Annotated in this window: 17 protein-coding genes; 13 read left to right on the top strand and 4 right to left on the bottom strand. The window is 39.4% G+C overall.

Features of this window, described 5'->3' with window-relative positions:
* The first annotated feature begins 17 nt into the window (after window positions 1-17).
* A complete protein-coding gene (locus L2567_RS01390) occupies window positions 18-1,970 on the top strand; it encodes an OmpA family protein (protein WP_235295892.1) in 1,953 nt (650 codons plus the stop codon).
* A 59-nt stretch (window positions 1,971-2,029) separates the two neighbouring features.
* On the opposite strand, the gene L2567_RS01385 is transcribed toward L2567_RS01390, so the two are convergent.
* Together L2567_RS01385 and leuS are read right to left on the bottom strand one after the other, a co-directional pair.
* Window positions 2,030-3,772 (bottom strand): arylsulfatase, encoded by a 1,743-nt coding sequence (locus L2567_RS01385; protein ID WP_235295891.1) that lies wholly within the window; start codon window positions 3,770-3,772, stop codon window positions 2,030-2,032.
* 4 nt (window positions 3,773-3,776) lie between these two features.
* Window positions 3,777-6,614 (bottom strand): leucine--tRNA ligase, encoded by a 2,838-nt coding sequence (gene leuS / locus L2567_RS01380; protein WP_235295890.1) that lies wholly within the window; start codon window positions 6,612-6,614, stop codon window positions 3,777-3,779.
* Between the two features lie 205 nt (window positions 6,615-6,819).
* On the opposite strand from leuS, the gene L2567_RS01375 reads away from it, so the two are divergent.
* The gene (locus tag L2567_RS01375) at window positions 6,820-7,236 is read left to right on the top strand and encodes a hypothetical protein (RefSeq protein WP_235295889.1); all 417 of its coding nucleotides are present in this window, start codon (window positions 6,820-6,822) and stop codon (window positions 7,234-7,236) included.
* Between the two features lie 8 nt (window positions 7,237-7,244).
* Here the strand turns inward: L2567_RS01375 and L2567_RS01370 are convergent, their stop codons facing one another.
* Together L2567_RS01370 and L2567_RS01365 are read right to left on the bottom strand one after the other, a co-directional pair.
* Window positions 7,245-7,871: a hypothetical protein gene (locus L2567_RS01370; RefSeq protein WP_235295888.1), complete on the bottom strand. Its 627-nt coding sequence runs from the start codon at window positions 7,869-7,871 to the stop codon at window positions 7,245-7,247.
* Between the two features lie 38 nt (window positions 7,872-7,909).
* Window positions 7,910-8,491 (bottom strand): hypothetical protein, encoded by a 582-nt coding sequence (locus L2567_RS01365; RefSeq protein WP_235295887.1) that lies wholly within the window; start codon window positions 8,489-8,491, stop codon window positions 7,910-7,912.
* Window positions 8,492-8,538: 47 nt separating this feature from the next.
* Between L2567_RS01365 and L2567_RS01360 the strand changes: the two genes are divergently transcribed.
* The 11 genes from L2567_RS01360 to L2567_RS01310 are packed head-to-tail and all read left to right on the top strand — an operon-like array spanning window position 8,539 to window position 19,527.
* A complete protein-coding gene (locus L2567_RS01360) occupies window positions 8,539-9,378 on the top strand; it encodes a cell division protein FtsX (RefSeq protein WP_235295886.1) in 840 nt (279 codons plus the stop codon).
* Window positions 9,379-9,416: 38 nt separating this feature from the next.
* Complete coding sequence (locus tag L2567_RS01355; protein WP_235295885.1) at window positions 9,417-9,737, top strand: DUF3098 domain-containing protein; 321 nt, start codon at window positions 9,417-9,419, stop codon at window positions 9,735-9,737.
* A 6-nt stretch (window positions 9,738-9,743) separates the two neighbouring features.
* Entirely contained in the window at window positions 9,744-10,535 is a 792-nt protein-coding gene (locus L2567_RS01350; protein WP_235295884.1) for an undecaprenyl-diphosphate phosphatase, read from the top strand.
* Window positions 10,532-11,254, top strand: coding sequence for a tRNA pseudouridine(55) synthase TruB (truB, locus tag L2567_RS01345; RefSeq protein ID WP_235295883.1), 723 nt, complete (start codon window positions 10,532-10,534; stop codon window positions 11,252-11,254). The genes L2567_RS01350 and truB overlap by 4 nt, the downstream gene beginning before the upstream one ends.
* A complete protein-coding gene (gene gldA / locus L2567_RS01340; protein ID WP_235295882.1) occupies window positions 11,238-12,146 on the top strand; it encodes a gliding motility-associated ABC transporter ATP-binding subunit GldA in 909 nt (302 codons plus the stop codon). The genes truB and gldA overlap by 17 nt, the downstream gene beginning before the upstream one ends.
* Window positions 12,146-12,877, top strand: coding sequence for a gliding motility-associated ABC transporter permease subunit GldF (gldF, locus tag L2567_RS01335; protein ID WP_235295881.1), 732 nt, complete (start codon window positions 12,146-12,148; stop codon window positions 12,875-12,877). The genes gldA and gldF overlap by 1 nt, the downstream gene beginning before the upstream one ends.
* Window positions 12,877-14,577 (top strand): gliding motility-associated ABC transporter substrate-binding protein GldG, encoded by a 1,701-nt coding sequence (gene gldG, locus L2567_RS01330; RefSeq protein WP_235295880.1) that lies wholly within the window; start codon window positions 12,877-12,879, stop codon window positions 14,575-14,577. Before gldF ends, gldG begins: the two co-directional genes overlap by 1 nt.
* A complete protein-coding gene (locus tag L2567_RS01325) occupies window positions 14,567-15,586 on the top strand; it encodes a hypothetical protein (RefSeq protein WP_235295879.1) in 1,020 nt (339 codons plus the stop codon). The genes gldG and L2567_RS01325 overlap by 11 nt, the downstream gene beginning before the upstream one ends.
* Entirely contained in the window at window positions 15,570-16,718 is a 1,149-nt protein-coding gene (locus L2567_RS01320) for a zinc dependent phospholipase C family protein (protein WP_235295878.1), read from the top strand. The genes L2567_RS01325 and L2567_RS01320 overlap by 17 nt, the downstream gene beginning before the upstream one ends.
* Before the next feature lies 1 nt (window position 16,719).
* Window positions 16,720-17,691: a DUF368 domain-containing protein gene (locus L2567_RS01315; RefSeq protein ID WP_235295877.1), complete on the top strand. Its 972-nt coding sequence runs from the start codon at window positions 16,720-16,722 to the stop codon at window positions 17,689-17,691.
* A 36-nt stretch (window positions 17,692-17,727) separates the two neighbouring features.
* Window positions 17,728-19,527 (top strand): SLC13 family permease, encoded by a 1,800-nt coding sequence (locus tag L2567_RS01310; RefSeq protein WP_235295876.1) that lies wholly within the window; start codon window positions 17,728-17,730, stop codon window positions 19,525-19,527.
* The last annotated feature ends 1 nt before the right edge of the window (window position 19,528 follow it).

Raw genomic sequence — 19,528 nt, 5'->3', positions numbered from 1 at the left:
AAGACTAGATCTTTTTCATGCGAATTATAATTTTAATTGTAACCATCATTTTTGCTTCTTGTACATACACACAGAAGATCAAAGATGGTGAAATGGCTTATGACCGAAAGCAATTTTCTGTTGCCATACATATGTTGACAGATGAATTTGACCGTACGGAATATCCTGAGCTCAAAGCTCGGAAAGCCTACCTTCTAGCCGAATCATACAATGAAATTAATGATATTCCCAATGCCATCGAATGGTATAAACAAGCCTTTGATTTAAAATATGGCGATAAGGCACTGGAAAAATTAGCTTATGCTTTAAAGAAGAATGAACAGTATGTAGAGGCAGTTAGAGTTTTTCAAGCTGTGCAGGAAAGGGTAGGAAACAGTCCTCAGATCGCCAGGGAAATTACGGAGTGCACCAATGCATCCCAATGGCTTGCGGAAAAGGAGAATTCGCCATATGAAGTTAGTAAATTGGCACAGAATTCTGAGTATTCAGATTATGCCCCTCAGATTTTTGAAGGTTCGCAGTTGGTATTCACCTCTGATCGGAAGAGCAACGAGAATGAAGATATCTATAATTGGACTGGATTGTGGTTTTCCGATTTGTATATCGTGAATCAATTCAGTAAAGAAGTCATTCCTTTCGATTCCAGGATCAATAGTGAGCATAATGATGGAACCGCCACTTTTAACTCAGACTATACGGAGATCATCTTTACCCGGTGTGAAAGTCAATTAGATGATGATTATTGCAAATTGATGTCTGCCACGCGTTCAGGTTCGAGTTGGACAGACCCGGAGCCGTTGGATTTTATTGAAGACAGAATCAATTATGGACATCCGACACTTCACGAAAATGATAGTATATTGTTTTACTCTGCACAGATCGAGGAGGGCTTTGGCGGCTACGATATTTATTATGTTCAAAGGTTGGAGAATGGTTGGACAGTGCCACAAATACTGGGTGCTGGCGTAAATACCATTGGTCACGAAAAATTCCCTTTTATCGATAGGGATACACTTTATTTTAGCTCGGATGGATGGCCAGGAATGGGAGGTCTTGATATTTTTAGAACTTATGTTCAAGCAGATGGTTCGTGGAGTAGGGTAGAGAATATGAGGCCGCCAATAAATTCCGGTGCCGATGATTTTGGATTTGTCATTGATGTTGAACGCCGAGCGAATACTGGTGAGTTAACCGGATACTTCACTTCCTCCAGAAAGGAAAGTGCTAGAGATGATATTTATGCTTTTGCATCGCGGATAGTAAGTGATCCGGTATCGACTGAAGAGGTAGCTGATGAGGTAGATACTAAGAACCTTCAATTGTATTTGGCCATTAAGACCAATCAGAATAAATACCTTGTTCAAAGTGATCCGCTGAGTGGTGTAACCGGAAGAGAGGATTTACAAAACGTGTCTGTTCAGGTCAATGGTCGGCAGCTGAATTCCGGTGAAAAAGGTTTGCTGGTTATTGACATCCTACCGAGTGATGATCTTGAAATTGTGGCCAGTAAAGAAGGATATTTGAGTAAATCTATCGATTTTAAACCGACTAAAATTCCAGAAGAAGGTGAGAAGACCTATACTGTGAGTTTGCTGCTTGAGCCTATTGTCACCGGAGTGGAGTTCGAGTTGGAGAACATCTACTACGATCTGGATGAATATTTTATTAGGGAAGACGCTAAGCCCTCCTTGAATGAATTGGCTGAGCTTTTGGAGAATAATCCCGATATAGAAATTGAATTGAATTCTCACACGGATTGCAGAGGAAAGGATGATTACAATATAACCCTATCGCAAAACAGGGCACAGGCTGCTGTAAATTATTTGGTTTCTCAAGGTATTGATCAGGAGAGATTAAGTGCAAGAGGTTTTGGAGACACACGTCCTGCCATCAACTGTTATTGCGAGACTTGTACCGAAGAAGAGCATCAGGAGAATAGACGGACTACATTTAAAATAGTTTCCTACTAAGGCTGTTGCTACCTCTCTTCAAAGAAAGCTGATTGAGTCATCTTAAAATGTATCTCTCTTTATTGGTGTCTATCAAAACTGACCCAAAATGGTAAAATGTTTCGACCATCAATTCTGAGGGAAGGAATAATATCTCCGGAACCTTCAGCGAGATAAACATTCTCTAATGTGATCATATCTTCGTTGTCCACTACAAACTCCTTTCTTAGAATTTGACCATTGAACTCCAAAAGTACAGTCACACTTCCTGTTAGAGGATTGATAAGTTTAAGATCGATATCATAAGTTCCGGGATGAATTTTGGCATACCATTTACCGAATATTTCCTCTTGTGCCCATATTCCACGTTGTCCTCCGGCATCATTGCGATTCAGAAAGGTCGGGTTTTCATAGTTGGTACCAATTTCTATGAGTGGTGGTTTCATTAAATTTTTTGAATGAATCAGGTTAGACAAAATGCTATCCAACTCTTCCTTGAGTGACCTGGCAGAGACAAGTTCTTCTAAAAGAATGTTTTTCGATTCGCTAGGATCTTGTTCGATATTGAAAAGCTCAAATTGACTCACATCAGCATCGAATGATGTGTGGCCTATCAATTTTAAGGAGTCTTTCAATAGGGCCATATTTTGATATCGCTCCGGATACTTCCTGGTCCAGTAAAAGAATAAGGAGCGTTTATTCCACTCAGGATCTCTCGCTACTATTAGGGGTACAAAACTCTTACCATCTAATACATTTGATTTAGCTGGTTCAATTTCGCATAGTTCTGCCAATGAAGGCAAAACATCTATATGAGCAACATTTTCATATACAGCTCTGGTATTGCTGATTTGGGGATATCTTAAATAGAATGGTACTCTCGTGCCGCCTCTGTAAACGCTACCTTTTAATCCCCTCATTTCACCATTGTATCTAAACTGCTGCGGCCCATTGTCCGTCATGAAAATCACAATGGTATTGTTCTCAATTGCCAGGCTTTTAAGCAATGCCATCACTTTTCCCACGTTATCATCAATGTTTTCAACCATAGCATATACCTTTCTAGCATCTTCCTTATTGCGTTCTGAAAGTTGTGATGTCTTTTCAAGATCTCCAGGAAATTTAGGCTCTAAATCCTTATACTTTCGGTAGTATTTTTCTGGAACCTGCAATGGTGTATGAGGAGCATTAAAGGACAAATAGCAAAAAAATGGAGCTTGTGCATTTGCTTCTATAAACTTTATGGCTTCATTTGTGAAAATGTCAGAACAATATCCCTGATATTTTTTTTGACTTCCATTATGCCATAAAACCGGATCTAAATAGCTGCTGTCCTTTTGAAAATAGGTGGTAAAGTCACCCACTTGTCCAATACCTCCTGATAGATGTATAACTGATTCATCAAATCCCTGGTCTATCGGTCTGGACGGATAGTTATCTCCTAAATGCCATTTGCCAAATATTCCGGTTTGATACCCACCATCGCGAAATAATTCAGCCAATGTATATTCTTCTGTAGACATGATGGATCCACCGTTGTAAGTATCGCGGACTCCTGTCCTTAGGGCGTACCTTCCTGTCATCAGACTGGCGCGTGTGGGAGCACAAACAGGAGAAACATAGAAGTTATAAAATTGGACACTTTGTTTTGTAAAAGCGTCAAGATGGGGTGTTGATATATAAGGATTTCCGTGTGATCCAAGATCTCCATAGCCCTGATCATCGGTTATGATCAGAAGAACATTTGGCCTGTCCTTCGTTTGTCCGTTACCATGGAGAGATATCAAACTTAGCAGAACCGATAGAAGGATTGACTTTATCATGATTTTATCCGACTACAATATTGATCATTCTACCTGGAACCACGATAATTTTTCTTACTGTTTTACCTTCGGTATACTTGTCAAACACTGTCAACTCTTTAACCGCAGCCATAATCTCATCATTTGTGGCATCCGCCGGAAAATTTTCCTCACTTCTTTTTTTCCCATTGAAGCATATCGGGTAAGTGACACTAGATTCTATCAGATACTCTTCATTGTGTTCAGGATATGTAAGTGTATGTATGGATTCCGTTCCACCCAGAAACTCATGAACTTCTTCCGTTAAGAAGGGAGCAAATGGAGCCAGAAGGTGATTTAAAGAATTCAGAATTTCACGTTTATGGCATTTTAACTTTCTCAGTTCGTTAACCGCTGTCATGAATGCTGAGATAGCGGTATTAAATGAAAATCTTTCTACATCTTCATTGACTTTCTTAATCACCGTATGCAACACTTTTAACTCTTTATCATCGGGCTTGGAATCAGAAATAATGGCTTTTCCTTCTTCATCGAAAAACAAAGACCAGTATTTGCGAATAAACTTTGAAATACCGTCGATTCCATTGGTGTCCCAGGGTTTTGATTGCTCAATAGGCCCAAGAAACATTTCATACATTCTAAAGCAGTCCGCGCCATAATCAGCAACCACATCATCTGGATTCACAACATTGAAATACCTTTTGGACATTTTACCAATTTCTGAACTGGTCACCAAATGACTATTTACACTTTCGTTTTTACCTTTCTGGTATTTTCCCTGACCACATTGAAAAATAGCATCCTCATATTCTGGTCTCCACTCTACAAATCGATGAATGGACTCAACGTTCAAGTAAGAATTTGGCGATCCATAGCCTTGAACAAAATCAACATACACGGGTATTTTTGCATAGTCTTCCTCATTCCCTTGCTCTTCTACAATTCTTGCGCAAACAAACTTTGAATGGCCATCTTCTTTCTCTTTACTCAGATAGACATATTCAATCACACCTTGAATCATGCCTTGATTGATTAGCTTTTTAAACGGTTCTTCAGTAGGTACCAATCCCAAATCATACAAGAATTTATGCCAAAATCTGGAATACATCAGGTGACCTACAGCGTGTTCAGTGCCTCCAATATATAAGTCTACATCCTGCCAATAGTTTACGGCCTCCTGACTTGCAAATGCCTCCTCATTATTTGGATCCATATATCTTAAAAAGTACCATGAAGATCCCGCATATCCAGGCATGGTGTCTGTTTCTCTGGTCATACCATCCTCTGTCTTCACCCAGTTTTCTAATCTGGCTAAAGGAGATTTACCAGAACTGGTCGGTTTGTAATCTTCCAGATCCGGCAATTCCAACGGTAGTTCATCGTAGTCTAGCGGATGTGCAATGCCATCCTCATCATATTTAATCGGAAAGGGTTCGCCCCAGTACCTTTGTCTGCTGAAATTAGCATCGCGCAATTTATAATTCACTTTCTTTTTGCCTAGGCCTCTGCTTTCTATTTCCTTGAACATGTGTTGAATGGCTTCGGGAACTTCCATTCCATTGAGAAAGTCTGAATTAATAATTTTTCCCAGTTTATCATGCAATGTGGCCCCTGGATAATCCGATTTGTCGACTACATCGACAATCTTGAGATTGAACTTGATGGCAAATGCTTTATCTCTTTCATCATCACTAGGAACCGCCATGATGGCTCCAGTTCCATAGTCTTTCAAGACATATTCACCGATCCAGATCGGAATCTTTTCCTCTGTAAAAGGGTTGATGGCGTAAGACCCGGTGAATGCTCCCGTAACGGTTTTACTTTCTGACATTCTGTCCAGATCCGACCTTGATTTCACATAGTCTAAATATTGATTTATTTCAGCACTTTGTTCAGCAGTTGTGAGGTCCTGAACCAAATCCAATTCAGGTGCAAGGACCATATAAGTCGCACCGAAAATGGTATCAGGACGAGTGGTGAATACCTCGATTTGTCCTTCATGGCCGACGATATCGAAAAACACCTGCGCTCCTTCTGACTTTCCGATCCAATTATTCTGCATTGCTACCAGTGCAGTTGACCATTCCACCTGATCCAATCCATCAAGCAACCGCTCAGCATATGCCGTAATTCTTAGCGACCATTGCATCATGGCTCGTTGTTCTACAGGATGGCCCCCTCTTTCCGAAACGCCGTCTTTTACTTCATCATTCGCTAAGACGGTACCCAGAGCTTCGCACCAATTCACATAGCCTGTTTTCCGATAGGCAAGTCTATAATTCATCAATAGATCTTCCTGTTCTTTCTTGCTCATGGCCTGCCATTCCTGCGCAGTAAAAGAAGATTCATCATCTGAATTGCCCTCTTGAGCAAATCGGGCTTTCAGCTCTTCTATTGGTTTGGCCTTGTCAGCTTCGACATCGTAGTAGTGCTCGAAGAGCTGAAGAAAGATCCACTGAGTCCACTTGTAGTAGGATGGATCCGAAGTCTTCACTTGTCTCTCCCAGTCAAAACTGAATCCAATATTATCTAATTGGGCTCGATAGCGCTCAATATTTTCATCTGTAGATTGAGCTGGATGAACTCCTGTCTGTATGGCATATTGTTCTGCAGGAAGACCAAAAGCATCATAGCCCATAGGATGCAATACGTTAAAGCCATTCATCCTTTTATATCTGGTGTAGATGTCTGATGCGATATAGCCAAGGGGATGACCTACATGCAGTCCTGATCCAGATGGATATGGAAACATATCTAACACATAATATTTCGGCTTGTTCTTGTCTATTTCAACCTGGTAAATGTTATTTTCTTTCCAGTAATCTTTCCACTTACGCTCTATCTTTGATGCGTTGTATTGCATATTTCTATATTTCCATTTAAAGAAGGGGCAAAAATAATGAAATATTGTCAGATAGGGAGGTGACCATTGGTAGATCAAAAAATAATCTCTGTCGAAAATCAGTTCTAAATGGGAATGGTTAAAGGACGAGGTGCATTAAAGTATATAATGTAGCGACTCACGTGCATTGTAACCATTTAAACAAAACTAAACTTATTTATTTCTTATGAGGACGTTAATCAAATATGCATTTCTGGTGCTCCTAATCATTTTAGGTTATAATTATTTTTTTGGAAGTGAAAATGAGCAAGAACAAGCTGAGCGGATAGTGGAAAAGGTTAAGGATCTGGGTAGTGATATTAAATCATTGGTTGTAGCCGAAAAAGAAAGATATGATGAAGGCAAATACGATGAGACAATCGATAAGTTTACAGAGCTAATTAATTCCTTAAAGGATCGTCTATCCAATATTGATCTGGAAAAATTACAGGATCAAAAGAAAGAACTGGAAAAGTCCATGGAGCAACTAAAGGAACAGAAAGGCTCAGATAACGAAGCGGAAAAACGAAAGATTGAAAATGAAATGCAAGACCTGTTAGAGGAGCTCAAAAAATCACTGGAAGGGCTCTCGGACCAACAGTAAGAAACGATTTAATTAGTCGAATAGATCAATTCTCTGGTTCGAAAAGTGACTGGGCGTTCACCTTGCCAACCCCAGTTCTCTAACCACTGGTTTTCATTGTCTCTTTTGGTAATTTTATAAATTTCACGTACCCTCTCAATGCCTTCACCATTGTAGGATGCCATGTCCGTTTTGTTTCCAAATTCATCGTATTTAAAAACATAGGATGCTAAAAGCTGATCTTCATGTGTACGGATTTCTTTCCTGATCATATTTCCTTTATCATCGTAAGAGAATCTTTCGATTCTCAGTAATTCATCTGTGGCTGCATCAAACCCCTTTCTTGTTATTTTTTCACCTTTTTCATTATAGGTCAGATGGTAATAGCTCAACAATGAATCTTGGGGAGTATAATACCTGGTTCCAATAGGTCGAGTATGATTATCATCAAATACTGACAGCTCTTTGCCATTTAATTCTCCATCTGTATTGTAGATGAGATGGCCGATTTCGTTTCCATCGCTATCGTATTCGTAAGTTTCGAGATAGGTCAACTGATCCTTAGAAAATTCACCATCCACCTCTTTTACTGACCAAACCTGATTTTTTTCTTTGATCAGATACGATTTAGGGTCCTCCTCATTTTTACAGGACATAAGAAATACGAGGGCGCATGACAGTAAGATAAATTGAATTATACTTTTGAGCATGGAATCAAGGGTGTAATGTTATCAATAAGAATGTTTCCAGTACGGTTTATTTCACCTTCTGTGTAAAAAGCTTCAATCAATATATACTTTGCCCTAAAATCAGGAGTAAAGTTGATGTCATAAGTTTTCCAGTTAGAATGTTCTATGAATTTAGACTCAAAAACCAATTGCTCTTTCGCACATTTACGATTGCTGACCCAGATACGAATTTTTAGAGGCTCATTATAACCTGCATAACTCAGGGATTGGGCCAGGTCTATTTTAAAAGAATAGCATGTTTCTTCATCCAGCCTTTCACTAAAACGCTGTCCAATACTTTCATAGGATCCATCGAAACGTGTGATTAGTCCAACGAATGTTTGACCTTCGCTTGCTTCTGAATAGACTCCCCAGAAACCTGGCAGAATGTCTGGCGTCGTACCCTTGGCACAAGGAAACCAGCCCATTGGTACGGTGGCATCGGCAGGTTCATCTTCGAATGACGGGTTGTTTAGTGTGATCTGTGCCTTTAGAGCAATGGCGTTAAAGACGACGATCAGTAAAATTAGAAGTGCATTAATGTTCATATATCGCATTTTGCTAATATCTTCGCAAGATAATTGAGTCATGATTGATGGTCAAAGTTATAAAGTATTTATTTTCTTCCAGGTCCATACCCATAATTATATGCACAAGTTTGATGCTGTTTTTTATAGGGGTGTATTTTATGATTGCTTTTAAGAGCAATTCACTTGTGAAAACGCTTAGGAACGAAACAAGTGTGTTAATCGAAGTGAAACCAAATGTTAAAAATGATTTAACGCCTCAACTTGCTGCAATCCCCGGTGCCGTACAATCAACAATCCGTTATACCTCCAGAGAGGATGCGAAAAGGCTCATGGAACGAGAATTAGGAGCTGCTTTTCTTGATATCGAAGGAGAAAACCCGTTCTACGACACCTACCAGCTAAATATTTCTAAGGACCAATTGAATCTTGAGCTAATCAAGCGCATGCCTGAAGTGAAGGAGGCCTATGCTCAAACCTCCTATGTAGATCAAATTCAAACCAATGTCAGAAAATTTTCTAGATTGGCATTGGTAATTGGAGTTTTCTTTTCTATTCTGGCTTTCACTTTGATTTTTAATGCCATCAAACTTAGCCTGGCGGAATCCAAAACTTCGTTCTATACTCTCAAGCTTTTGGGTTCAGATTGGAATTTTATTAAACGACCATTTTTACAAAGGGCATTTTACTCTGGTCTTTTATCTGGAGGAATAGCGGTGTTACTTTTCATCATTGCCATCATTTATCTGATGTATTCTAATCAAACGATACAGCAAATAGTGAGTGTCTGGAATATTGTGCTGGTAGCAATAATCATGTTGTTGGTAGGTTTTTTAGTCAATTTATTAAGTACCAATGCAATTTTAAACAGATTTTTGGCGATGAGAGAAGAGGATTTGTACTCATGAAGTAAAATTATTTATACATTTGCGAAAACTTAATATAAATGGCTAAGAAGAAGAAAGTAGTGGTGACTACGTCAAAACCGGCGAAGTCTTCTAATACACTTAAACCGACAAAATCTACGCTGGGTAAGGGAGCACAGACGCCATCGGCAAATGCATTAAGTTTTGGAAAGGATAATTATATATACATGCTAGTCGGCGCTGGATTGATATTTATAGGCATGCTTTTGATGTCCGGAGGTCAAATGCCCTCTCCTGATGTCTGGGATGACAGCATTATCTATAGCACCAGGAGGACGCTTATTGCACCCATTTTTATCTTGGCTGGTTTAGTCGTTGAGATTTTTGCCATCTTCAAATAGCTTTTAATGGAATTGATCAAGGCTGCCATACTTGGTATTGTGCAGGGTCTGACCGAGTTTCTTCCAGTGAGTAGTAGTGGACATCTCGAACTCTTTAAATACTTTCTGAATGATGATGCGGTGGGGGAGGAGTCATTACTGATGACTGTTGTACTTCATTTTGCAACTGCTTTGTCAACCATTGTGGTGTTTCGTCAAACGGTTTGGGAATTGATTAAAGGTTTGCTTAAATTTAAATGGAATAAAGAAACCCAATTCACTTGTTTTGTGATTTTATCGATGGTACCAGCAGTAGTGGTGGGTTTGTTTTTTGAAGACCAACTTGAATCGCTTTTTAACAAGAACATCATATTAGTAGCGTTAATGCTGATGATCACGGGTCTTTTACTATTTGTTGCAGATCGTGCAAAACAAACTGATAGATCTCTGAATTTTACCAATGCTCTTGTAGTAGGTATTGCCCAGGCCATTGCCATTCTACCTGGTATTTCCAGGTCTGGAGCAACCATTTCTACATCCGTACTGCTGGGACTGGATCGAGAAACTGCTGCCAGATTTTCTTTTCTAATGGTACTTCCACTAATATTTGGAAAAATAGCTAAAGATCTATTGGATGGTAGCTTTTCAGCTAATGCTGCCAACATGGCTGAACTAGGTATTGGATTTCTATCCGCTTTTGTTACAGGTTTATTTGCCTGCACCCTGATGATTAAAATTGTCCGAAAAAGTCAGTTAAAGTATTTTTCATATTATTGCTTTGCAGTTGCCATCATCAGTCTTTTGATATATTTATTATGATCTCCCACGCAGAAAATATTGCAGAAACAGATTTTCTGGAAGGTAGTCTTCTTTTGGTGGACAAACCATTGACATGGACCTCTTTCGATGTGGTCAATAAAATAAGGTATACCTTAAAGCATGCTCTGGGCGTAAAGAAAATTAAAGTGGGTCACGCAGGAACTTTGGATCCATTAGCAACCGGGTTACTTTTGATTTGTACAGGTCGTTATACAAAGAAAATCAATGAGTTAACGGACTTGGATAAAACCTATACCGGAACCTTAAAACTGGGTGCTACTACCTTATCCTATGATGGAGAAATGGATGAGGAGGAGCATTTCGAGACCCACCATATCAATCAGGAAATGATTCAGCAAACAGCTGAGCAATTCATTGGAGAGATTGAGCAATATCCTCCTGTTTATTCAGCAATTAAAATTGATGGTGTGCCCAGTCATAGGCGGGTCAGAAGTGGTGAGGAAGTCAAGATGAAATCCAGACCAGTAATAATACATGACTTTGTTATAAATGATGTTAGAATGCCTTTTGTTGATTTTGAGGTAAAATGCTCTAAAGGGACTTATATTCGTACTTTAGCCCATGATTTTGGACTAAAACTCGAAAATGGTGCTTATCTAACTGCTTTGAGACGGACTAAAACGGCAGGCTACAACGTTAAATTTGCCTGGAACCTGGATCATTTAATCAAAGAAATCAAGGATGTCCATCGAAATTAGGAATGTGACTAAAGTATATGGCGATCAGAAGGCTATAAAAAACATTAGCTTCTCTGTGAATAAAGGTGAAATCGTAGGATTTCTAGGACCGAACGGCGCGGGTAAAACCACAACCATGAAAATTCTTACGTCCTATATACCTGCTACCAGTGGAGAGGCCAGAGTCTGTAATTTGGATGTCTCTGAGGATGCCGCACAAGTTCGTGAAAAAATAGGCTACCTGCCAGAACACAATCCACTCTACAAGGACATGTTTGTCAGGGAATACCTAATGTTTATTGCTGGCCTTCATAAAATCGGAGACAGAAAAAACAGAGTAGAGGAGCTGATTCATCTTACAGGCCTTAGCCGAGAATCACACAAGAAAATTGGAGCTTTATCTAAAGGTTACCGTCAGAGAGTGGGATTGGCCCAGGCCTTGATACATGATCCTGAAGTGCTTATCCTCGATGAACCCACGACCGGTCTGGATCCTAATCAGTTGTTAGAAATCCGATCGCTCATCAGAAATTTGGGTCAGGAAAAAACAGTCCTTTTCTCTTCTCACATTATGCAAGAAGTACAGGCCCTTTGTGATCGTGTCATCATTATCAATAAAGGTCAAATCGTAGCCAATGATTCCATCGATGTCCTCACACAATTTCAGCAACAAGAAAAGGTCATCTACCTTGAATTAGACAAAGCTATAGAGGAACGTAAGTTGTTAAATATCAATGGAGTAAAAAGGATAAAGTCAAGTCAAGGTTCAAGATATACTTTGATCTGTGAAAAGGATGTTAAAGTCAGGGAATCATTATTCAAGTTTGCGGTAGAAGAAGGATTAATTTTATTAGGTATGAGAATGGATGACTATACCATGGAAGAAGTGTTTACAAAATTAACGGCAAACTAATGTTAACGATAATATCCCGAGAATTAAGTGCCTATTTTAGTTCTTTGATTGCCTATATCATCATTGGTGTATTCCTCCTTTTTTTAGGACTTTTCATGTGGGTATTTCAAGAGACCAGTGTATTAAATTATAATTATGCCACTTTAGACCAATTGTTCACGATCGCTCCCATGGTATTTATTTTTTTAATTCCAGCCATTTCCATGAGGAGCTTTGCGGAAGAACACCAAAATGGAACTCTTGAGCTTTTGCTGACCAAGCCGATATCTAGCTTAAAATTGATTTTAGGTAAGTACTTTTCAGTGCTGTTATTGGTGATTTTTGCTTTGATTCCTACGCTGCTGTATTTTTATTCTGTACATCAATTGGGATCGCCGGTGGGGAATATTGATTCTGGAGCAGTGTTAGGCTCGTACATTGGCTTGCTACTATTGTCAGCGGTTTTTACATCCATTGGTATCTTTTCATCATCGATCAGCCGCAATCAAATCGTATCTTTCGTTATAGGGGCTTTTCTTTGTTTCCTTTTTCATTGGGGTTTTCAATACTTGAGCTCTCTTCCTATTTTTTTCGGAAGATTTGATGACTTGGTTCAGAAGTTAGGCATCGAATATCACTATAATTCCATTAGTCGGGGTGTTCTGGATACCAGAGATATTCTTTACTTTTTTTCAGTGATAGTGATATTTATTTTAGCCACTAAGCTGTCCATTGATAAAAAGAATTGGTGATGATGAAGAGAGATTTTATGAATTTTGGACTGTTTTTGTGCGTCATCATCGCACTAAATGTTGTAGGCAATTATGTGTATGAAATTTGGGACTTTACCGAAGAAAAGAGATATACCTTAACGGATGCCACACAGGAATTTCTGGAAGAAGTAGATGAAGTGGTTTATGTCAGAATCCTTTTGGATGGAAATCTTGAATCCGGATTCAAAAGACTTCGTCAATCCACACTTGAAACTATAAAAGACTTCAGAAGCATTAATCCATTGATTGAGTTTGACTTTGAAGACCCAACCAAAGGCAGCACTGAAGAGGTCAATGCCCGAAAAGAAGAGTTGGCTGAGATTGGATTACTCCCTACGAATCTGAGGGTGGCTAATGATAATGAGACCACCGAAAAATTAATTTATCCATATGCTTTATTAAATATGGGTGAACGATCCATTGCTGTAAATCTGCTTGAACCACAGGGGCAGGGCATCAATGCGGAAATGGCTTTGAACAACTCGGTCAGTTTGCTTGAATTCAAGTTTGCGGATGCCATTCAAAAATTAGCCAATCCTGACAAGCCCAATATTCTATTGACCGAAGGTCAGGGAGAGCTGGCAGCTCAACAAACTGTTGCTCTTGAAGGTCTTTTGCGAGCTAATTATGATGTGGGCAGGATAAATCTCGACAGTATCCCTGTCCTTGGAAAGTCTTTGGATTTATTGATCATTGCCGGACCTACTGAAGAATTTTCACTTCAGGATCAATTCAAAATAGACCAATACATTATGAACGGTGGTAAAGTCTTGTGGATGATAGATTACCTGGATGTATCTCTTGATTCGATCAGCAAATATGGAAATTATCTACCCAATATCTATCCACTGGACCTTGAGGATATGCTGTTCAAATACGGAATCAGAATTCAGCCAAATCTGGTCCTCGATATAGAGAGTACCAGGATTCCACAAGTCATTGGCACACAAGGTGGAAAACCTCAACAAGAACTCATTCCCTATGTTTATCATCCACTTGTGGCATCGAAATCACAGCACCCAATCGTTAAAAGCATCGATCGGGTCAATTTCTTCTTTCCAAGTACCATCGATACCATACAGACCAGAGCCAATATCGATAAGGAAATTTTATTAAGCAGCTCCAATTTCTCAAGATTTCAGGTAGCACCGATGCGTATGAACTTTGACTTCCTACGATATGAAATGGATGAAAGCAAGTTTGATAAAGGTCCGCAACCAATCGCTGTTTTATTGGAAGGGCAGTTTGAATCCTTTTTTCAAAACAGGGTTTCTCAGCGAATGGATGATATGCTTGAACAGATAGGAGCGGAATTTCAAGCGGAATCTTCACCCACAAAAATGATTGTTATTTCTGATTCTGACTTTGCTAAAAACCTGTACGATCCCAGAAGTAACAGGACCTCTGCACTTGGATACAATCGTTGGGAGCAGATACAATTCAAAGGAAATCAACAATTTGTATTCAATTCTATTGAGTATTTATTAGATGAAAAAGGTTTGATAGAAGCAAGAGGAAAAGATGTCAAGTTGCGTTTATTGAATCGAGTGAAGATCCAAAATGAGAGGGGTTTTTGGCAGTTTCTCAATCTAGGGTTGCCCATTTTATTTCTGGTTCTCATGGGTATGAGCTATTATTTTTATCGTAGAAGAAAGTACAGTCGAAAATATGAAGAATAGTAGGACGACCTTTATCCTGGCTTGTATTCTTGCTATTTTAGCGATACTGGGCTATTTTCTGGTAAAAAACAATAATACGTCATCGTCCTCTATTGATATCAGAGATCGACAATTTGCGATTAAAGAAAGAGAGGACATTTCCAAGATATTATTGGCACAGCGCAATGGCAGGAAAATGATTTTAGAGAAAAAGGGCGATATCTGGGTGGCCAATGGCAAGCATGAAGTTCATTCTAATGTGATGGGAAACTTGTTAGATGTATTGACAGGTCTGCAATTAAAATATATACCACCCAAAGCTGCTTATGACAATATGATGAAGGCCATAGGCAGGTTGGGCATTAAGGTTGAAGTGTACAATGAAAAAGGGGTATTGCTTAAAGGGTATCAGGTGGGAGGTACAACGGGAGGAGAATTGGGCACAGTATTTTTAATGGATGGCTACACGCAGCCTTATGTTTTAGAATTACCCAATTTCGAAGGAAGCTTAAGAGGACGATTTTTGGTGGATAATGTGGATCATATTAGAGATAGAACAGTTTTTTCCTATGATAGGGAAGAGATCAAACAAATATCTGTTCGCTATCCAAAAGAAGAGAAGCAGTCTTTCATGGTTGTTCGTGAAAGCAATGATAAGTTTGAAGTAAAGCCTTACAATAAGGATGGCTATTCGATCTCAGGAGAAGCTAAAGCGGGAGCAATCCAGGCTTTTGTAAGAGCCTTTCAGGATGTTGATGCTGAAGCATATGAAAATAATCATCCACTCAAAGACTCTATTCAATCTTTGGTACCCATCGCTGTAGTGTCTGTAACTGACATTCAGGATCAGACTAAAAGTGTAAGATTATTTCCTCAAATCGATGTTTATAATCCCGATATCAATACGCGAGGTGTAGACCAGGATCGTCGAATTGAGCGCTATTTTGCAGATTGCAGTTGGGGTGAATTCATGATTGTTCAGGACCTGCTTTTCAGAAAAATACTATGGCGCTATGAGGAATTCTATTAAGTTTCTTTTGATCTTATTTGTTTTCTCAGGTTTCACTTCTACCTGGGGGTTCTATGGGCATCGCCTTATCAATAGAACAGCGGTTTATTGTTTGCCCGGGGACATGATCAATTTATTTAAAAGTAACATCGACTATCTCTCAGAACATGCAGTTGATCCTGATAAAAGGAGGTATGCAACACCTTTTGAGGCGGTAAGACATTATATCGATATAGACCACTGGGGTGATCGTCCTTTTGAAAGTGTGCCCAGAAATTACGTAGATGCAGTGACTAAGTTTGGAGCGTTTTTATTGGTAAATGACAGAGACACGACCATCATCACTTTTAGTGATAGCGAGCATAGTAAGGAATTTCAAAATGCGAGGAAATTTATTAAGAACAATTGGATGTCTCAGCGTTATGAGGACGAGCAAACCTATGTGTGCGACAGCTTGATGAAGTATTTTGACTTGAAGGCGACTACTTGTTCACAATTTAGGTTTGTAGATGTTTTTTCAACTTACGGCATACTGCCTTACGAGCTAGGTGTTCAACAGTATAGATTGACAGAAGCTTTCCAAACAAGGGATGTCAATAGAATCTTAAGAATTGCTGCAGATATGGGTCATTATATCGCGGATGCACATGTTCCTCTCCATACCACAGAGAATTATAATGGACAAATGTCTGGACAGGAGGGAATTCATGCATTTTGGGAAAGTCGCCTACCTGAACTATTTGCAGAAGAACAATATGATTTTATTGTGGGCCAAGCAGACTACATTGATGATAAGGAATCTTTTTTCTGGGGTATTGTTGAGGATTCTCATGGATATCTTAATAAGGTGCTTGAGGTAGAATTGGAATTACGCTCTGAGTATGATGAGGATAAGCAGTATTGTTATGAAAAAAGATTAGGGTCTACGGTCAGGCTGGAATGTGAGGGATACGCCGAAGCTTATCATCGGCGATTAGATGGAATGGTTGAAAACAGAATGCGGTCGAGCATTAAAGCTGTTGCTGATTGCTGGTATACAGCCTGGGTAGATGCTGGTCAACCGGACTTTGACCGTGTAGGCATCATTTCGGAAATCGATGACCGTCTGGATAAAGCTTTTGGGTTGAAGAGGATTTTTGGTAGAAAACACTAATATGAGATTAGGACTGATTGTAAAGGGATTGGCTATGGGGATAGCAGAGGTTATTCCGGGTGTAAGTGGAGGCACTATAGCTTTTATTACGGGTATTTATGAAGAATTGATCAACACCATCAAAGCTTTTAATTTCTCCTTAATCGGGGTAATTAAGAAACAGGGAATTGGTGGTTTTTGGAAAGCGATTAATGGCAATTTCTTGTTATTGTTAGGTTTAGGAATGGCTGTTGGTGTGGTTTCCGGAATTTTTCTGATAGGATATTTGCTTACTAATTTTCAGGCACCACTCTGGGCCTTTTTCTTTGGATTAATCATTGCATCTGCCATTTATATTGCGAGAAAAATTGATCATTGGAATGCAGTAGGTATTGTCTTTGTTTTAATAGGGTTTGCAGTAGCTTTCGGGGTAACACTGCTTAGCCCGGCTGAAGGAACTACTAATTTCTTGCTGGTTATGATATCAGGAATGATTGCCATAAGTGCCTTATTGCTGCCTGGCGTTTCCGGAAGTTTCATTTTACTCTTGCTGGGAATGTATACCATCATACGGGGAGAAGCTGAACAGGCCTTGAGTACTTTTGCTTCCAGCAGTATATTTGTCATCTTTTTCTTTGCTTTGGGTTGCTTGATAGGTTTGGTGCTTTTCAGTCGTATTCTTTCTTACACTTTCAAACATTATAAAAATCAGACACTTGCCATCCTCACTGGTTTCATGTTAGGCTCACTCAATAAAATTTGGCCTTGGCGGAATCCCGCTTCATGGATAATCAAGGACACCAATGAGATGATCACCGATGTGACAGTAATGAATAAGGACCTTCTGCTCAGTGACCAAATTCAGTTGATTAAGGAAGTCAAAGTTTTACCGGGAGACTATTTGTTTTTTGACCCTCAAATTATGCTTTGTGGTATATCTTTTTTACTAGGACTGGGAATTGTTTTTATTTTAGTAAAATTTGAACAAGACTAAGACTAATGTTATTTCTAGGGTAGCAATTCTTCTTCCATGAATGCGGATATAATCATTCTGTTATCAATATTGGCAGTCTCTATCGTCATTTTCGCTTTAGAACTCCTTCCTGTTGATAAAACGGCTTTCGGTATCATGGTTTTACTGACTGCCTTCGGATTGGTTACTCCTGAAGAAGCCATCTCAGGATTTTCAAACCCTGCAGTCATTACCATTTTAAATTTAATGATCATTGCATGGGCTCTGGAACGGAATGGTGTGATCAAACTACTTTCTAATGCTCTTTCACCAGTAGTCAAGTGGCCTTTTATCTTCGCAATCCCCGTTTTGATGGTTGCTGTCGGTACGATATCTGCCTTTATTTCCACAACTGCAGTGGTCATCGTCTTCATCAAGATGATTTCAGAGTTACATGCTCAGGGTAAATTAGATAATGCGATGTATTTGTTGCCCATCTCTTTTGCTGGAATAGTGGGAGGAAGCGCTACTTTAATGGGAACATCCACGAATCTGATCGTCAATGAAATTGCAGAGCGTAGAGGAGTGACCAAGCTAGGCTTCTTCGAATTCACAGGATTTGGACTGGTTTTTATGGCCATTGCCATAGTTGTAGTAGCAATATTGGTACCGTTCGTCATTCGAAAAAGAAAACGAGGTCCGCTTATCGATGCATACCAGATCGATGATTACATTACCAACATCCAACTTTCTTCTACAAGTGCATATGCTGGACAAACCATCAAAGAGATACCTTCACTAAATGAGGATGACATTAATATACTCTCTGTTGAAAGAAGAAATACCGGAGTATTTTCGCCTTCGAAATTTTATAGAATTGATCAAAATGATAAAATTCTTATTCGAGCTACTGTCGAAAAGTTGGCTGAACTTAAAGACAATGATGAATATGTCATATTGAATGCTAAGGATAACATTGCTACGGATGAACATGATCGGGATGATTTTGAAATCGGAGAAGTCATCGTCATGCCGGGGTCAAACGTAATTGGTAGCTCTCTGAAGCAACTGACAAATATGTTCGGTAATTCTGCAATCCCATTGGCCATCAAGAAACACAAAACCATTCTGAATCAAAAAAGCAGGATTGTAAAGGACTTGGATAGTACGATCACTATCGAGGCTGGTGATAGAATACTCCTTTCTACCAATAAAGATTTTTTAAGCGAGTTAGAGAGAGAGAGAAATTTTCTGTTGTTTGAAGAGTATGAAGATGTCACGGCAGTCAGGCCCTGGAGGCGAAACTTCGCCATACTGACACTACTAATTGTTGTGGGCCTTGCTGCTTCAGGTACTACTAATATCTTGTTAGCTACGTTGATAGGTAGTTTTTTGTTAATATTCACCGGAGCCACTTCGTTGTCAAACGCTTATAAGGCCATCAATTGGCCTGTTATCTTCCTTTTGGCTGGAATGATTCCCATCGGCATTGCCATGCAAAACACAGGTGCAGATGATTTTTTGATCAATCAACTGACCATTTTATTTTCATCTCTTGCTCCTACGATAGTTATGGCTTTACTTTTCTTGTTCACGATGGTGATGAGTGGAGTTATATCCAATAACGCGACGGCTATTATCATGACTCCTATTGCGATCGCCCTTGCTCTAAAGCTCGATATTGATCCAAAGGCTTTTATTTTGGCGGTTATGTTTAGTGCCAATTTCAGCTTTTTTACGCCGATAGGGTACCAGACCAATACCATCATCTATGGCATGGGAATTTACAGGTTCAAACACTTCCTGGTCATAGGTGGTATCCTTTCCTTTCTGCTGTGGATTGCAGCCATATATCTTCTCCAAATGAGGTACTTGTGAC

It is taken from the genome of Portibacter marinus (genome assembly GCF_021533195.1).
GTDB classification, from domain to species: domain Bacteria; phylum Bacteroidota; class Bacteroidia; order Chitinophagales; family Saprospiraceae; genus Portibacter; species Portibacter marinus.
Note: the sequence above shows the minus strand (reverse complement) of the source record. Positions and strands in the feature narration are given on the sequence as shown.

Bases quoted from the DNA above. Each gene is read 5' to 3' on its own strand.
- leuS (WP_235295890.1), bottom strand. From the start codon at position 6,614: ATGCAATACAACGCATCAAAGATAGAGCGTAAGTGGAAAGATTACTGG.
- L2567_RS01310 (WP_235295876.1), top strand. From the start codon at position 17,728: ATGAATGCGGATATAATCATTCTGTTATCAATATTGGCAGTCTCTATC.
- L2567_RS01365 (WP_235295887.1), bottom strand. From the start codon at position 8,491: ATGAACATTAATGCACTTCTAATTTTACTGATCGTCGTCTTTAACGCC.
- L2567_RS01360 (WP_235295886.1), top strand. From the start codon at position 8,539: ATGGTCAAAGTTATAAAGTATTTATTTTCTTCCAGGTCCATACCCATA.
- gldG (WP_235295880.1), top strand. From the start codon at position 12,877: ATGATGAAGAGAGATTTTATGAATTTTGGACTGTTTTTGTGCGTCATC.
- truB (WP_235295883.1), top strand. From the start codon at position 10,532: ATGATCTCCCACGCAGAAAATATTGCAGAAACAGATTTTCTGGAAGGT.
- L2567_RS01325 (WP_235295879.1), top strand. From the start codon at position 14,567: ATGAAGAATAGTAGGACGACCTTTATCCTGGCTTGTATTCTTGCTATT.
- L2567_RS01355 (WP_235295885.1), top strand. From the start codon at position 9,417: ATGGCTAAGAAGAAGAAAGTAGTGGTGACTACGTCAAAACCGGCGAAG.
- gldF (WP_235295881.1), top strand. From the start codon at position 12,146: ATGTTAACGATAATATCCCGAGAATTAAGTGCCTATTTTAGTTCTTTG.
- L2567_RS01320 (WP_235295878.1), top strand. From the start codon at position 15,570: ATGAGGAATTCTATTAAGTTTCTTTTGATCTTATTTGTTTTCTCAGGT.
- L2567_RS01350 (WP_235295884.1), top strand. From the start codon at position 9,744: ATGGAATTGATCAAGGCTGCCATACTTGGTATTGTGCAGGGTCTGACC.
- L2567_RS01385 (WP_235295891.1), bottom strand. From the start codon at position 3,772: ATGATAAAGTCAATCCTTCTATCGGTTCTGCTAAGTTTGATATCTCTC.
- L2567_RS01390 (WP_235295892.1), top strand. From the start codon at position 18: ATGCGAATTATAATTTTAATTGTAACCATCATTTTTGCTTCTTGTACA.
- L2567_RS01315 (WP_235295877.1), top strand. From the start codon at position 16,720: ATGAGATTAGGACTGATTGTAAAGGGATTGGCTATGGGGATAGCAGAG.
- L2567_RS01375 (WP_235295889.1), top strand. From the start codon at position 6,820: ATGAGGACGTTAATCAAATATGCATTTCTGGTGCTCCTAATCATTTTA.
- L2567_RS01370 (WP_235295888.1), bottom strand. From the start codon at position 7,871: ATGTCCTGTAAAAATGAGGAGGACCCTAAATCGTATCTGATCAAAGAA.
- gldA (WP_235295882.1), top strand. From the start codon at position 11,238: ATGTCCATCGAAATTAGGAATGTGACTAAAGTATATGGCGATCAGAAG.